A 13,565-nucleotide genomic window follows, 5' to 3' on the forward strand; every position below is an offset into this window, starting at 1 on the left:
TAGCGGAAATTCTCCCTTCTTCGCAGAGAGTTGCCCGTTCTCCCGCATCCGCAGCCGGACCAGCCCTGCCGCCAGCAAGCGGCAAAGTTCCGCGCGGCGCTCGGCCGGGCTCAGCATGTCGGGCGGCAGGGGATTGGGGCGTTTCATGCGGCGGCGCGGTCCAAGTCGCGGAGCACCGCTGCGCGGATCGCGGCGCGGTTCCAGCGGAAGTTCAGATGGCAATTGGCGGCGTATTTCGACAGCCCGAAATCCAATCCGCTGGTTTCGAAGCCCGCCCGTTGCAGCAGTTCGATCTGCCGCATGGTGGCGGGATCGTTGAGCCAGCGCTTGCTCTTGGCGGCCGCGCTGGAGGTCTCGGTCATGCGCAGAAAATCGTCGGCCGCGGCCAGTGCCTGCACCCGTGTGCCGACCGCAAGGGGGCGGATCGCCTGGCCCCTGGGTCGGCCGAGCGCATGCCACAGCGTGCCATCATGGAACACGCCGGCCCAGCCCTGGAAACCGCTGGCCATCAGAGCCTGGCCGTCGCCATGAAGGTCACACCAGAAGAACGGAGAGCGATCCAGAAGATCGATCTCGGTCATCTCGAAGGCGGTCAGCAGACGTTTCTCGCCGATCTCTCGGGTGAAGACGTGACCGCAGAGATCGCAGATGGAGGCGCCGAGGGGCAGCTCGGCCCCGCAGGACGGGCAGGTCTTCCACGGGCGCTCGCCGGGCAGGGTCTCGTCCTCGTCGAGGTCGATCTCCTGCTCGAGCGTGCCGTGGCGGAGCGCCGCGCCCGCAAAATCCAGCACGATGCAGTCGGTCTTGACGATGCCGGGGAAGCGCTCGGGGTCGACCCGGCGCAGACCGCGTCCGACCGCCTGAATGAAGGTGCCCTTGTGCAGCATGGGGCGCAGGATGCCGATGCAGCCCACGGGCTGGCTGTCGAAGCCTTCCGTCAGCACCATGCAGTTGGTGAGCACCTGAACCTCGCCCCGGTCGAAGCGGGCGATGAGGTCCGCGCGCGCCCGCGCCGGCATGTCTCCCGTGATCGCCTCGGCCGAAACGCCGGCGGCCCGAAACGCTTCGGCCACCGCTTCGGCATGGTCCACGGTCGCGCAGAAGAAGATCGTGCGCCGGTCGGCGGCCTTGTCCGTCCAGTGCTCGACCACGGCCTCGTTGAGCACCGAGCGATTGAGCACCTTGCCGGCCTGGCACATGTCGAAATCGCCGGCGGTGCTGTCGATGCCGGACAACTCGTCCTCGATCCCGAGGTCGATGGTGAAGGTCCGGGGCGGGACCAGCAGGCCACGCGCGATGAGCGTGCCGATGCGCAGGTGATAGCCGACATTGCTGAAGGTCTTGCGCAAGCTGCGGCCATCGCCGCGGCCGGGGGTGGCGGAGAGGCCGAGCAGCTTCAGGCCCGGGTTGGCCTCGCGCGCATGGGCGAGGATGGCCTGATAGCTCGCGGCGGCCGCGCGGTGGCATTCGTCGATCACCAGATGGCTCAGCTTGGGCATGGAGGCGCGGCGGTGTTCCCGGGCGAGGGTTTGCACGCTGCCGAAAATCACCGGGCCGTCCCAGCAATCCCGCTCCGCCTTTACCACCGAGGTGCCGAGGCCCGAGATCTGCCCGATTGCCGACCGGTTCTGCTCGATGAGTTCATCGGTGTGCTGCAGCACGAGCACCCTGGCATCGCGGTCCCGCTCGGCCTGTTCGCCGACATAGAAACCCGCGATGGCCGTCTTGCCGGCTCCGGTCGGCAGCACGAGCATGGTATTGCCATGTTCGGCCGTGCGGTCATGGGCGGCGTCGACCGCCGCCCGCTGATAGTCGCGAGGGATCATGGCGGCCTCCCTCAGCGCGCCCAGAAGGGTGCGCCGCTCGCGGAGGGCGCTGCGGGAGCGGACTGCGCCGGGGGCGTCTGCGGCGCGGGCGGCACCGCCCCCATCACGCTGGCATATTGCGCGTGCTCGGGACCGATCGCCGCCTTGATCACGTTGCGCCCGGCATCGTCGGGGTTGTTGCGGTCCTTTTCGACGCCGACCTTGGCCACGAAGTCGAGCCCGTTGAGATCGCCAAGGCTGCGGATCGTCCGGGCCGCGCGTGCCGACTCGGACTGATCGCTGGCCTTGATGCCGCGCGCCGATTCCAGAATGCCGCGGATCAGGGCCCGGCCGCGGTTGGCATAGGTGTCCTCGCCGCGTTCGTTGACGCTCTTTCCCTTGAAACCGATGCGCGTGTAGATGCGCCGCCGCGCATGGGGGCCTTCCAGGACCACGGCTTCGGTGTTGAGATAGAGCGCGGAACTGGTGCGGCTCTGGGTGAGCCAGCCCTCGGGGCCGGCGCCGCCGGGGCGGATGGTCAGCGTCACCTTGACGAGGGTGTTCGCGGGGATGAGGTCGAATGCGGCGTCCTGGGCCTCGGCGCCGTTGAAATCCATGTTGTCCGCCATGGGTCAGGCTCCTTTCGTCGTGGGTTTGGTCTGGGCCGGCTGCTGCGGCAGATCGAAGTCGAGATCGGCGCTCGGCTGCGCGCCGGAGCCCGCGCGGATCTTCGCCATCAGGCGGCCGAGATGGGCCTGCTCGATCATCGAGAGCCGACCGCTGCGGTCCTTCGCCGGAAAGCCGAAATCGTTGATCGTGGTGCAGACGAAGGCGCGGAACGGCTCGCCTTCCTGGGGGCGGATTTCGGCAAGGGTGATCACCTCGTCGACGATGCCAGGGAGTTCGAGCCCGGTCTTCGAGCCTTCGATCTGCATCGCGAAATACGGCTTGCCGAAGTCGTCGATCTTCCGGTCGAGCAGGCCCACGAGCCAGATGTTCTTGCGCGGCGTGTGCTGCAGATGGGTGAGCCAGCCGATCATTTCCTGGCCCAAGAGCCCGTAGGCGCCCCGCAGGTCGAGCTTGCCGCTGCGGTCCGACTGCGCCTGTGGCTGCCCCTTGCACCACTGCATGCAGATGCGCGAAGCGACGGAGATCGAGTCGACGAAGACGGTGTCGTACTTGTCGAGCAGGGAGGGATCGCCGAAGGCGGCGCAAACACGCTCGTAGTCGCGCTGGCTGTAGGGCTGATCCTCGCGCATGGCCGGGTTGGGGCCGCCGATCCAGCAGGCGAGATCGCGGGCGCGCTCCCAGTCGCGGACCCGGATTTCGTCGCCGGGCCAGCCCTGCACGGCGAGTTCGCCGGCCTCGAGATTGACGAACAGGGTGCGCTCTGCATCGAGCGTCCAAAGCTGGCTGGTCTTGCCGATGCCGGAGATGCCGGTGAGCACCCCCTTGATGCCGCGCGTCTCGCGCAGGCGTTCGTCGGCGGTGATGATCTTCAGCGGGGCGGGTTGGAAGGGCGCGCTCATTTGCGCGCCTCCAGATCGCGGACAGCCGCCGCGACGGCGTTGTCGCAGCCTTTCGCACCCTGACGTCGTGCCATGCGCAGCACGTCCTCCAGCGCCAGGATCGTCTGGCCGAGACTGCGGCGTTCTTCCTCGAGCGCGACGAGGGCAAAGGCGATGTCGTCGACGCTTGCACGGTCCAGAGGGCGCGTGCGCGCCGGGCGTTCGGCCAGCGACGGGACGGCGATGGTATCGGGAAATGACGCCGACCAGTGCGACTGGCGGAGTTTTTCGAGGGGGGATTTGAACATCTGCTGCTCCTTTTCGTCCTGCCCAGGGGTCGTCGTGATGTGTCGGCTGCCGGGCCCGACGCCGCCCTGGAGCTCGCGGTCGGGGTGTTTCCCTGAGGGTCTTTCATTCCCCCGAAGGCCCGGCATGAATTGGCTTGAGTGCTTGCCCTCACTTACCGGCGCGGGGCCGCAACTGTCGGGGCCGCCTCGAAATACCCGTCGAGGCCCATCTCCGTGGCGATCTCGCGGATCCTGCTCAGCCGCTCGTAGATGGTGCTCCGATGCACACCGAGCGCGCGTGCCGCCTCCGAGATGCTGAGCTGGCTGACGGCCATCGCGACCTGCCGCGTCGCCGGGCAGAGCGCGGCCAGAAGCCTGCCGACATCGCCGCGCAGACCGGGGCCATGGGCGAGCGAAAACGCGTCGACCGGATCGAGCGCCGCGGCTTCGGGCAGGACGTCGGAGAGGGTCAGCCCCTCGTTGTCGTCGCCGACCGGCGCGTCGATGCAGAGCATGGCCCGTTCGGCGCGCATCGCGGCGGTCGCGCTCGCAAGCGTGGCCACGCGGTTGGCGACGATGCGATCCGCGAATGTGTCGAAGGAGGATTTCGCCGGATCGAAGTTCCGTGCGCGCCTGATGAGATCGAGGCGCAGTTCCTGTTCGATGTCCTCGGCATCGAGCCCCGGCACGGCGCCCGAGCGCGCCAGGCGCGCCGCGCGGATGCGGATATTGCGGGAAATGCGGGTAGTGGGATCGGTAAGCTGTTGAAGCTGCTCCATGGTTTTCGCCTTCGTCCAGGTGGACGGGCACGCGGCCCGAGTACCCGGCTCCGGCGAAATTTCGCTGGGACGGCGGTTGGAGCGGCTTTCTTGCAAGAAAAAACCGCCGGCGAGTCTTGCTCTCCGGCGGTTTCAGGGCGCGATTTTTTTGAGATTTTTTCAGCGACGCCCGGCGAAATTTCGTTGGCGCTGACCCTGGCGGCCTTGTTCGAGATCATCCGCGCTGACGACGAAGCGGGTAACGTAGTCGCCGCCGTCGGTCGGGATGGGCTCGTCGGAAATCCCGAAGCTGTCGCGCAGCACCTTGGACAGGGCCTGCTTCTGTTTCTGGTGCTTCGAGGTTTCCGTTGGATTGCCCCTGTGCACCGCAAGCCGGCCGCCACTCAGCGCGAACGCCTTGAGATAGGTCCAAACGGCCTTCGGCTTGCCGTTCTTTGCGTTCTTCATGCCGAGTTGATCGGGTTCGAAACGCCGTGTCTCGCCCCGGAAGGTGACGTTCAGAACCTCGTCGGCAATGAAGCGAATGGTGATGTCTTCCCAGCGTGCATCGGGCGGAAGCGGCCAAGCCAGCCCCTGTGCCGAGCCCCCCGCATCGCGCAGGACGGCGTCACGCAACGCCGCGAAAATCTCGGCTGCGGGACGGGCGAGCGTGAGCGTTCCGTTTTCCACGATCATGATATCGGCAAGCGCCATGCGCACCACTCCCGCCCGGTCCAGGGCCGTGATCAAGGCATCGGGCAGCGATGAGCCTGTTGGGGTGAGAAGCAGCCGTGGACCGGGGGTATCGAGCACTTCGGCGAAAGGGCGAGGTTCGGCGTTGGCCGAAGGGCCCGGCAATGCGAGGAACACCGGAAACCCGTGGCCGGCGTAGACATCATGGGTTCCGATGCGGATGACCGGTCCAGGCGTGCCGTGACCCGGCTGATGCGGCAAAACTCCAAGCGCTCGGGCGATGCGCTTCGCCAGGTTGGTGCGATCCACGCGCAGGATGGCGATGTCGTCTGCATCGAGGTCGAGATCGGCACAGGCCTTGGGCCGGTCGCCGCAGACCGCTCGGATCGAGCCGTCGGCATGGCGGACGACGTGGCGTGGACAGCCCGCGCCGCCGGGCGAAGGACAGGGCAGCTCCCGCACCCGGCCTGCCTTGCTCAGCAGTTGTTCGGCACTTGCGAATTCCGCGCCGAGCATCGCCTGCCATTCCCATCGGCTGGCGGCGGCGCCCGAAAAATCGTCAAGCGCTTTCCAGAACCTCGAAATCCGCATCCTCGCCCGCCTCGCTTGGAATCCGCCAGAAGCCGCGGGCCCGCAGCCAGGCTTCGATGAGATGTTCATCCTCCTGCCGTTCGTAGCGGGCGATGTTGGCGGGGCGGATGGTCACAGAGCGCTCGCGCTTGGAGCCTTCGAAGGCGAAGCGGAAGGTCGCGTGCGTATACTGCCCGCCATTGAGGCGCTTTTGCCAGTTGTCGCCGAACGCCTTGAACAGATCCTCGGATTTCCGGATCTCCAGTTCCGAAACCTTGCCCGGCCACCGGCGGCCGAATTCCACCAGACGCACGCCGGCGATGCCATCGATGTCGTCGTGGACGAGCGCTTCGGGGCCGTGTTCCAGAAGCGGCGCGAGCGTATAGCGCTCCGCCAGGTCGAAATAGGCGTCGCTGCCGAACAGCACCTCGCCGAAGGTCTTGAGGTAAAGTTCGCGCTCGCCCTTCGTGGTGGCATTGACGCCCATCTCGTCGGTGGCGCTGTCATAGATCAGCACGTCGTGCTGCTGCGGGCGATAGAAAGCATGGCTGCCTTCGCCCTCGTCCTCGTGCTTGCCCTCGCGCCGCATCGGGCTGCCGTGCCGGACGAGGATCCAGACCTTTTCGTCGCGGGGAAAGACGAAGATGCGGCTGTTGCGACCCCGACGCTTCTTTTCGAACCAGTCGTCCATCCGGTCCTGGATCGCCTTTGCAACCTCGGGCGAGATGTCCGGCCGGGTCTTTGGGGCACCCTTCTTTCGAGAGCCCGCGAAATACATGAAGTTCGAGCGCTTGAAGGCCACGGTTTCGGCGTGCTGGCGCTGCAGGAGCATCGGGTTCGCGAGCCAGATCTGGACGGAAACATCGGCCGCGGTCGGCTCGTGCTCGGCATCGATCGCGATCCCTGCCGCCTCGGCCTGTTCGAGCAATTCCTCCATGCTCTCGTGGCTCGCGGTCTCGTGCACGTAATAGAGCGCATCGACCATCTCGCCGGGGACGTTTTCGTCGGGGTTCATGAGGATGGCCGCAATGTCCTCGAGCGGCAGCTCGTCGACCGGCGCGGCGGCAAGATCGAGCCCCCGGCCTTCGAAATAGACGTTCCATCTGGAGAGGAAGGTCTTCAGGCGTTCCGGGGAAATCTGCTTCAGGCGATCGGGGTTGGTGAAAATTCTTGGATTGAATGAAGGCATCAGAATCGCTCCGTCCAGACTGCGCGTGAGGCGAAACTAGGCACGCGCGGCGCTCGCCACAAGATTGTGTTCGCGAAAAGTTCCATCTTCCCCATCCGACAGGCTGAAGGCCGCGCCGGTATGTGAGGAAAGGCAGCTGGAGCTTTTCCCAATGATCGCAGTTCTCGATCGCGCCCGGCGCGGTCCCATCCCGTCATTTCTCACCCGTCTCGCGCGCATCGCGGGAGGCGTTTCATGATCGATCCGGACGAACGCGAGCGGCAGGCGCTTCAAACCGCCATGAAATTCATGGGCGAGCTGATGGCCGAGATCGGCTGGGCGACCCGTTTCAATGAACTCTCGGCCGAGCAGGCCCAGGCGCTCGCCGAGGCCGCCATCGACGGCTTCCAGGAGGCCATGGCCGCCTCGGCGCCGAAGACCGACATGGAGATTCCCTTCTGATGGCGGCGCTTCTGGACTTCAACCATCGGGAGAAGAAACCCGATTTCGCGGATGCGGTGAACGCGCTCATCGACGCCGCCCTGACAACCGAGAACGCGGGCCGACCTGCGCGTGACTATCTCGGGGGCAGCCGTCTGGGCGATGCCTGCCAGCGGCGGCTTCAATACGAATATCTCAAGGCGCCGAAGGACGACGGTGCGGACTTTACCGGACGCTCCTTGCGTATCTTCGCGCTTGGTCATGTTCTCGAGGATCTGGCCATCGACTGGCTGCGCAAGGCCGGCTTCGATCTCAGCACGCGCAACCGCCATGGCGAACAGTTCGGCTTCTCCGCCGCTGGCGGCCGCCTGCAGGGGCATGCCGATGGCGTCATCGTGGCGGCGCCGAACGGAATGGCGGTTCCGGCGCTTTGGGAGTGCAAGTCGGCCAATGCGAAGAACTGGCGCGAGATCGCCAGGCGCGGCGTGGTCAAGGCCAAGCCGATCTATGCGGCGCAGATCGCGCTCTATCAGGCCTATCTCGGCCTCACCGAGGCGCCGGCGCTCTTCACCGCGATCAACAAGGACAGCTGCGAGATCTGGCACGAGCTGGTCCCGTTCGATGCCGAGCGGGCGCAGGCCGCGAGCGACAAGGCGGTGCGGATCCTGCGCGCCTGCGACGCGGGCGAACTGTTGCCCCGGCACACGGAGGATCCCGAGCATTTCGAATGCCGCTTCTGCGCCTGGAAAGAGAGGTGCTGGGCATGACGGAAGTGCCACTGAACACCCCCGACACGACACCCGTTCCCGATCGCGACATGATCGCGACCTACGTCCAGGCGGTGTTCGGCTATTGCGAGCATCTGGTGCCGGTGCGGGCGCTGGCCGAGAAGGGCGCGGCGGACGCGCCCCCGCACACGCCGTTCCTGCCCGCCGACGACACGCTCGCCGAGATGCTCGCGCGCCAGGCGGATTGGGCGGCGCGCGCCGGCATGGCGCTTTTCGTGGTGCCGGGCACGGTCGAGAAACCCGGCGATGCCCGCGCGGAGCACATTCTGCAGACGCAGGTCGTGCTGGTCGATCTCGACCATGGCGACATCGCGGCGAAACGCGCCCATCTGGAATGCCATGTGGGACGGCCCACGCTGGTCGTCGCCTCGGGCGGTGTGACAACCGAGGGTCAGCGCAAGCTGCATCTCTACTGGCGCCTGACCGAGCCGGCGGAAGGCGAGGACATCGCGCGCGTGTGCCGGCTGCGGCAGACGATTGCCGCGAAGGTCGGCGGCGATCCGGCTTTCAAATCCGCCCATCAGCCGATCCGGGTCGCGGGCAGCATCCATGCCAAGGGCGGCAGTCGGCGGCTCGTCGAGATCATCGATCACGCCGAGATCGATCACGACCTTGGCGAACTCACCGAGTCCATCCTGGCGATGCCGCCGATGGAGGGGCTCTCGGATGACACGCTCGATTTCAACGGTGCAGGCCGCGGGGGCGACTCGGTTCCGGAACTGTTCGGGCGCCCCGTTCGCGAAGGCGGCGTCGACGGCACGACCCGCTTCGATGCGCTCTCTCGCGTCATCGGCTACTGGATCCGTCGCTGCCGCGAAGGGCATGTCACACCGGGCGAGGCCTGGGACGAGATCAAGGCCTACAATCTCGCCCGCATCGATCCGCCCTGGCCGGAGGACAGGCTGAAACGGGAAGCCGAGCGTTTGTGGCAGCGAGATCTCGAACGCAACGGGGCCTTCGACGACGATCTTCCCGAAGGCGCCGATGGCGGCGGCGGAGACAATGACGGCCCGACACCCGTGCGTTTCAGCGAGGACGCGCTGGCGGCGCGCTTTGCCGAGCGGCACGCCTATCGCTGGCGCTACGTGGCCGGATGGGGACAGTGGCTCACCTGGACCGGGGCGGTCTGGCGGCGCGAGGACACGCTGCAGGCCTTCGATCTTGCGCGCCAGGTCTGCCGCGAGGCGGCGGTGCGCGCGCCGTCTGCGCGTGTTCGCACCAAGCTGTCCACGGCCGCAACTGTGGCCGCCGTCGAGCGGCTCGCCCGCAGCGATCGCAGGCATGCCAGCACGACCGAGATCTGGGACCGCGACCCCTGGCTTCTGAACACCGGCGATGGCGTGATCGACCTTCGCACCGGCGCGCTATCCGCCCACGATCCGCAGCTCTTCATGACCAAGGTCGCGGGGGCCTCCTGCAAGGGCGCCTGTCCGACATGGGAGGCGTTCCTTCATACAGTCACGGGCGGTGACGCAGAGCTTCAGGCCTATCTGCGCCGGATGGCCGGTTACTGCCTGACCGGCGTGACCACCGAGCATGCGCTCTTCTTCCTCTACGGCACCGGCGCCAACGGCAAGTCGGTCTTTGCCAACACGCTGACCGCGATCATGGGCGACTACGCCACCGTCGCGGCCATGGACATGTTCATGGCCACCCATGGCGACAGGCATCCGACCGACATGGCGGGGCTCCGCGGCGCGCGGATCGTGACCTCCATCGAAACCGAACAGGGAAGCCGCTGGGCCGAGAGCAAGCTCAAGGCCCTCACCGGCGGCGACAAGATCACCGCCCGCTTCATGCGGCAGGACTTCTTCGAGTTCATCCCGCAGTTCAAGCTGCTGATCGTCGGCAACCACAAGCCGTCCATCCGCAACGTGGACGAGGCAATGCGGCGACGGCTGCACATGGTGCCCTTCACGGTCACCATCCCGCCCGCCAGACGCGACCGACGCCTGTCCGACCGGCTTCTGGCCGAGCGTGACGGCATCCTCGCTTGGGCGCTCCGGGGCTGCCTCGAGTGGCAGGAGACCGGACTGCGCCCGCCCGAGGCCGTGATGGCGGCGACCGAGGACTACTTCGAGGCCGAGGACGCGCTCGGGCGGTGGATCGAAGAACGTTGCGTGACGGGCCCGTCCTACTGGAGCGGGTCAAGCGCGCTCTTTGCAAGCTGGAAAAGCTGGGCCGAGGCGAACGGAGAATACGCCGGTTCGATGAAGCGTTTCTCCGAAACCCTGACCAACCGCGGCTTCGAGAAACAGAACACCCGCAGCGCTCGGGGCTTTCGTGGACTGGCTCTGCGGGACAGCGATGATGACCTATTCGGGGGAGAAGAAAAATGTCAGTAAAATCAATGGGTGCGACGGGTGTGACGGGTCATGACCATATAACCGTCACGCGTGCGCACACGCGCGCCCGTGAGAGGTTTACCGAACAACCCGTCACATCCGTCACACCCGCCACCGAAGCGAAGGCCACGGACGGCGACGTTCTCCCCGATACGGTGCTCGCGCTCGATCTCGGAACCACGACCGGCTGGGCGTTGCGCGGGCATGACGATCTTATCGCCACCGGCACGGTCTGCTTCAGACCGAGGCGGTTCGATGGTGGTGGCATGCGGTATCTGCGCTTCACCAACTGGCTGAGCGAGATCGACCGGATGTCGGGGCCCATCTCCGCCATCTGGTTCGAGGAGGTGCGCAGACACGCGGGCACCGACGCGGCACATGTATACGGCGGCCTCATGGCCACGCTGACCGCATGGGCCGAGCTGCGTGGCGTGCCTTACGAGGGCGTGCCTGTTGGAACGATCAAGCGTCACGCGACCGGCAAGGGCAATGCGGCGAAGCAGGCGATGATCGCGGCGGTTCGGGCCCGGGGCTTCAGCCCCGCCGACGACAACGAGGCCGATGCCATCGCGCTGCTTCTCTGGGCCATCGAGACGAAGGGAGGCATGGCATGATCCGTCCCGCGATCCTCGAGGAAGCCGCCCATGTGCTCGAAGCCCGTGCCGAGACCTATGGGCCGGCGACGGATGCCCTGCGCGCCATCGCGGCGCGCTGGTCCCTCACGCTGGGCGTGCCCATCAGCCCCGCGCAGGTGGCGCTCTGCATGATCGACCTGAAACTGGCGCGGCTTGCGCACGACCCCGCGCATCGCGACAGCCTCGTGGACGTGATCGGCTACGCGGCGCTGATGTCGGAGGCGGGAGGATGAAGGCGATGCGCTTCACCCCGCCGGGCTATGGCGGTCGGCGACGCGATCCCGATGAGGTCAAGCGCGACGGCTGGCGGGAACAGGGAATTTTAGCGGTGTCCGTCGACGACGACAGGCTGACCTGGCCCGAGCGGGAACTGGTGCGCCAGCTGGGCGAACGCCTCTACGGGCCGCGCCCCGCCGATGACGGAGAGCGTCATGGATAGGTGGACCCCGTCCCTCGTCGAGGCCCGGCTTTCCGAGGCGGCATTCGTGCTCAAACGGCTCCCCGAGCCACGACTTCGGGGGTATTTCAGCACATGGCCCGAGATCATCCACTCCTTCGCCGACCAGGTGGGCCAGGAGCCGAAACGGATGCGCGTACTGCCCTCGCCGCAGGCGATCAGCCGGATGGAGGAGACGCTGACCTGGACTGCCGGTCTCGACCCGGTCGACGGAAAGATCGTCTGGCTTCGCGCTTACGGCTATCGCTGGCGCGAGGTCTGCCGCGCGGTCGGTCTTCAGCGTGCCTCTGCCCATCATCATTGGGTCTATTCCTTGTGTCTGATCGCGCACCGGCTGAACAACCGCCGCCTCAACCCGCGGCTTTCCATGCAGCAGGTGATCGACCTCGCGCGCGCCGACGACCCGGCGCTGTGAGCGTTCCGAAGCCGGATGAATTTTTTTCCAGACACTTTCGCGATCATGCCGGTATGTGAGGGGTAAGTTCAATCGGTGCGTCGGAAGGTCACCCAGCCAAGGCCACGGTTCCTTCCTGGCTGAATACGTATGCTGGCGGGCTTGGCGCGCAATATCGCCAGCGACAGGGCCGGATTTTTGGGAAGCCACCCGGAATCCGGATCCATGAAAACCCCACGCAAACCCAATAAACACTGGCCTTCTGGCCGGATACCCCGGACGCCGCTGGACCCCGCGAGGAGTCCAGCGCGGCATCCGGAATCCACTCCGCCGGAATCCACCACCACTCACGGAACACCGCCCATGACGCTGAGCTTCGCCCCCGAGCGGATCGAAACCTGGCCGCTGGCCAAGCTCCAGCCCTACGCGAAGAACGCGAAGGTGCATGGGGCCGACCAGGTGGCGAAGATCGCCGCCAGCATGGCCGAGTTCGGCTGGACCGTGCCCTGCCTCGTCGGCGATGACGGCGAGCTGATCGCCGGACACGGCCGCGTTCTGGCCGCAACGCAGCTCGGGCTGACCGAGGCACCGGTGATCGTGCTCGGGCACCTGACCGAGGCGCAGCGGCGGGCCTATCGTCTGGCCGACAACAAGCTGACGGAGCTTGCCGACTGGAACGAAGCCGTTCTTTCGGCAGAACTGAATGACCTGCTGGCCGAGGACTTTGACCTGTCGCCGGTCGGCTTCTCCGACGGCGAACTCGACAAGCTGCTGGCCTTCGTGCCGGAGGGGGACGGTGAAACAGAAGATGGCGCCGGCGGCTCCGTGCCGCCGGTGACCATCCCGGAGCCGCCGCGCAACCCGGTGTCGCGGACGGGCGATCTGTGGATCCTTGGCGATCACCGGCTGCTCTGCGGCGACAGCACGAACCACGACGACGTGCGCCGTCTGATGAACGGCGAGCGCGCGGTGCTGTTCGCGACCGATCCGCCGTATCTCGTCGACTACGACGGGTCCAACCATCCGACCCGGAACAAGGACTGGTCCGCCTCCTATGGCACGACCTGGGATGACAGCTCGCAGGGCGCGGAGCTCTACGACGGCTTCATTGCCGCCGCCGTTGCGGAAGCGATCACCGAGGATGCCGCGTGGTATTGCTGGCACGCCTCCCGCCGCCAGGCGATGCTGGAAGCCTGCTGGGAGAAGGCGGGCGCCTTCGTGCATCAGCAGATCATCTGGGTGAAGGATCGCGGCGTCCTGACCCGGTCGCATTATCTTTGGAAGCACGAGCCCTGCTTCATGGGCTGGCGCCGCCCGAACCGCCCGCCGAAGGTGGCAGAGGAAACGCTGCCCTCGACCTGGGAGATGCCGTCCTTCGCCAAGGACGAGCGGCCCGACCATCCGACGCCGAAACCGCTCGACGCCTTCGGGATCCCGATGCGCCAGCACGTCGCCCGTGGCGGGCTTTGCTACGAGCCGTTCTCCGGCTCGGGCTCGCAGATCATGGCGGGCGAAGCCAACGGTCGCCGCGTCTACGCCATGGAGATCAGCCCAGCCTACGTCGATGTCGCCGTGGAGCGCTGGCAGGCGGAGACTGGCAAGGACGCGATCCTCGATGACGACGGTCGAACTTTTTCGCAGGTGAGGGCCGAGCGGCTGAAAAACACACAAGGTGCAGATACCGCCCAATCCGAACAGAAGGCCGCAGCCTGAGGC

15 protein-coding genes are annotated in these 13,565 nt (G+C 66.5%); 8 read left to right on the forward strand and 7 right to left on the reverse strand.

Going from position 1 to position 13,565, the window contains the following annotated elements:
- Positions 1-143: 143 nt before the first annotated feature.
- The 7 genes from BLV97_RS07335 to BLV97_RS07365 all read right to left on the reverse strand — a co-directional run bounded on the left by BLV97_RS07335 (position 144) and on the right by BLV97_RS07365 (position 6,810).
- Positions 144-1,826: a DEAD/DEAH box helicase gene (locus BLV97_RS07335; RefSeq protein WP_035843746.1), complete on the reverse strand. Its 1,683-nt coding sequence runs from the start codon at positions 1,824-1,826 to the stop codon at positions 144-146.
- A gap of 11 nt (positions 1,827-1,837) precedes the next feature.
- Positions 1,838-2,434: a hypothetical protein gene (locus tag BLV97_RS07340; RefSeq protein ID WP_092163994.1), complete on the reverse strand. Its 597-nt coding sequence runs from the start codon at positions 2,432-2,434 to the stop codon at positions 1,838-1,840.
- 3 nt (positions 2,435-2,437) lie between these two features.
- Positions 2,438-3,334: an ATP-binding protein gene (locus BLV97_RS07345; protein ID WP_035843731.1), complete on the reverse strand. Its 897-nt coding sequence runs from the start codon at positions 3,332-3,334 to the stop codon at positions 2,438-2,440.
- Entirely contained in the window at positions 3,331-3,621 is a 291-nt protein-coding gene (locus BLV97_RS07350) for a hypothetical protein (protein ID WP_035843729.1), read from the reverse strand. The genes BLV97_RS07345 and BLV97_RS07350 overlap by 4 nt, the downstream gene beginning before the upstream one ends.
- Before the next feature lie 152 nt (positions 3,622-3,773).
- A complete protein-coding gene (locus BLV97_RS07355) occupies positions 3,774-4,379 on the reverse strand; it encodes a helix-turn-helix domain-containing protein (protein ID WP_035843728.1) in 606 nt (201 codons plus the stop codon).
- Positions 4,380-4,538: 159 nt separating this feature from the next.
- Positions 4,539-5,642, reverse strand: coding sequence for a hypothetical protein (locus tag BLV97_RS07360; protein WP_035843725.1), 1,104 nt, complete (start codon positions 5,640-5,642; stop codon positions 4,539-4,541).
- The gene (locus tag BLV97_RS07365; protein ID WP_035843724.1) at positions 5,611-6,810 is read right to left on the reverse strand and encodes a hypothetical protein; all 1,200 of its coding nucleotides are present in this window, start codon (positions 6,808-6,810) and stop codon (positions 5,611-5,613) included. Before BLV97_RS07365 ends, BLV97_RS07360 begins: the two co-directional genes overlap by 32 nt.
- A 234-nt stretch (positions 6,811-7,044) precedes the next feature.
- Here BLV97_RS07365 and BLV97_RS07370 point away from each other — a divergent pair, with 234 nt between their 5' ends.
- From BLV97_RS07370 to BLV97_RS07405, 8 genes are all read left to right on the forward strand, one after another.
- Positions 7,045-7,251: a DUF6511 domain-containing protein gene (locus BLV97_RS07370; protein WP_035843721.1), complete on the forward strand. Its 207-nt coding sequence runs from the start codon at positions 7,045-7,047 to the stop codon at positions 7,249-7,251.
- A complete protein-coding gene (locus BLV97_RS07375; RefSeq protein WP_035843718.1) occupies positions 7,251-7,997 on the forward strand; it encodes a PD-(D/E)XK nuclease family protein in 747 nt (248 codons plus the stop codon). The genes BLV97_RS07370 and BLV97_RS07375 overlap by 1 nt, the downstream gene beginning before the upstream one ends.
- A complete protein-coding gene (locus BLV97_RS07380; protein WP_244520989.1) occupies positions 7,994-10,363 on the forward strand; it encodes a phage/plasmid primase, P4 family in 2,370 nt (789 codons plus the stop codon). Before BLV97_RS07375 ends, BLV97_RS07380 begins: the two co-directional genes overlap by 4 nt.
- Positions 10,354-10,977: a crossover junction endodeoxyribonuclease RuvC gene (locus tag BLV97_RS07385; RefSeq protein ID WP_425285085.1), complete on the forward strand. Its 624-nt coding sequence runs from the start codon at positions 10,354-10,356 to the stop codon at positions 10,975-10,977. The genes BLV97_RS07380 and BLV97_RS07385 overlap by 10 nt, the downstream gene beginning before the upstream one ends.
- A complete protein-coding gene (locus BLV97_RS07390; protein WP_035843713.1) occupies positions 10,974-11,231 on the forward strand; it encodes a DUF6378 domain-containing protein in 258 nt (85 codons plus the stop codon). The genes BLV97_RS07385 and BLV97_RS07390 overlap by 4 nt, the downstream gene beginning before the upstream one ends.
- Complete coding sequence (locus BLV97_RS07395) at positions 11,228-11,437, forward strand: hypothetical protein (protein ID WP_081825091.1); 210 nt, start codon at positions 11,228-11,230, stop codon at positions 11,435-11,437. The genes BLV97_RS07390 and BLV97_RS07395 overlap by 4 nt, the downstream gene beginning before the upstream one ends.
- Positions 11,430-11,870 (forward strand): DUF6362 family protein, encoded by a 441-nt coding sequence (locus tag BLV97_RS07400; protein WP_035843710.1) that lies wholly within the window; start codon positions 11,430-11,432, stop codon positions 11,868-11,870. The genes BLV97_RS07395 and BLV97_RS07400 overlap by 8 nt, the downstream gene beginning before the upstream one ends.
- A gap of 342 nt (positions 11,871-12,212) precedes the next feature.
- Complete coding sequence (locus BLV97_RS07405) at positions 12,213-13,562, forward strand: site-specific DNA-methyltransferase (protein WP_035843708.1); 1,350 nt, start codon at positions 12,213-12,215, stop codon at positions 13,560-13,562.
- Positions 13,563-13,565: the final 3 nt, after the last annotated feature.

Origin of the sequence: Allgaiera indica (assembly GCF_900106675.1) — a bacterium.
Lineage (GTDB): Bacteria > Pseudomonadota > Alphaproteobacteria > Rhodobacterales > Rhodobacteraceae > Acidimangrovimonas > Acidimangrovimonas indica.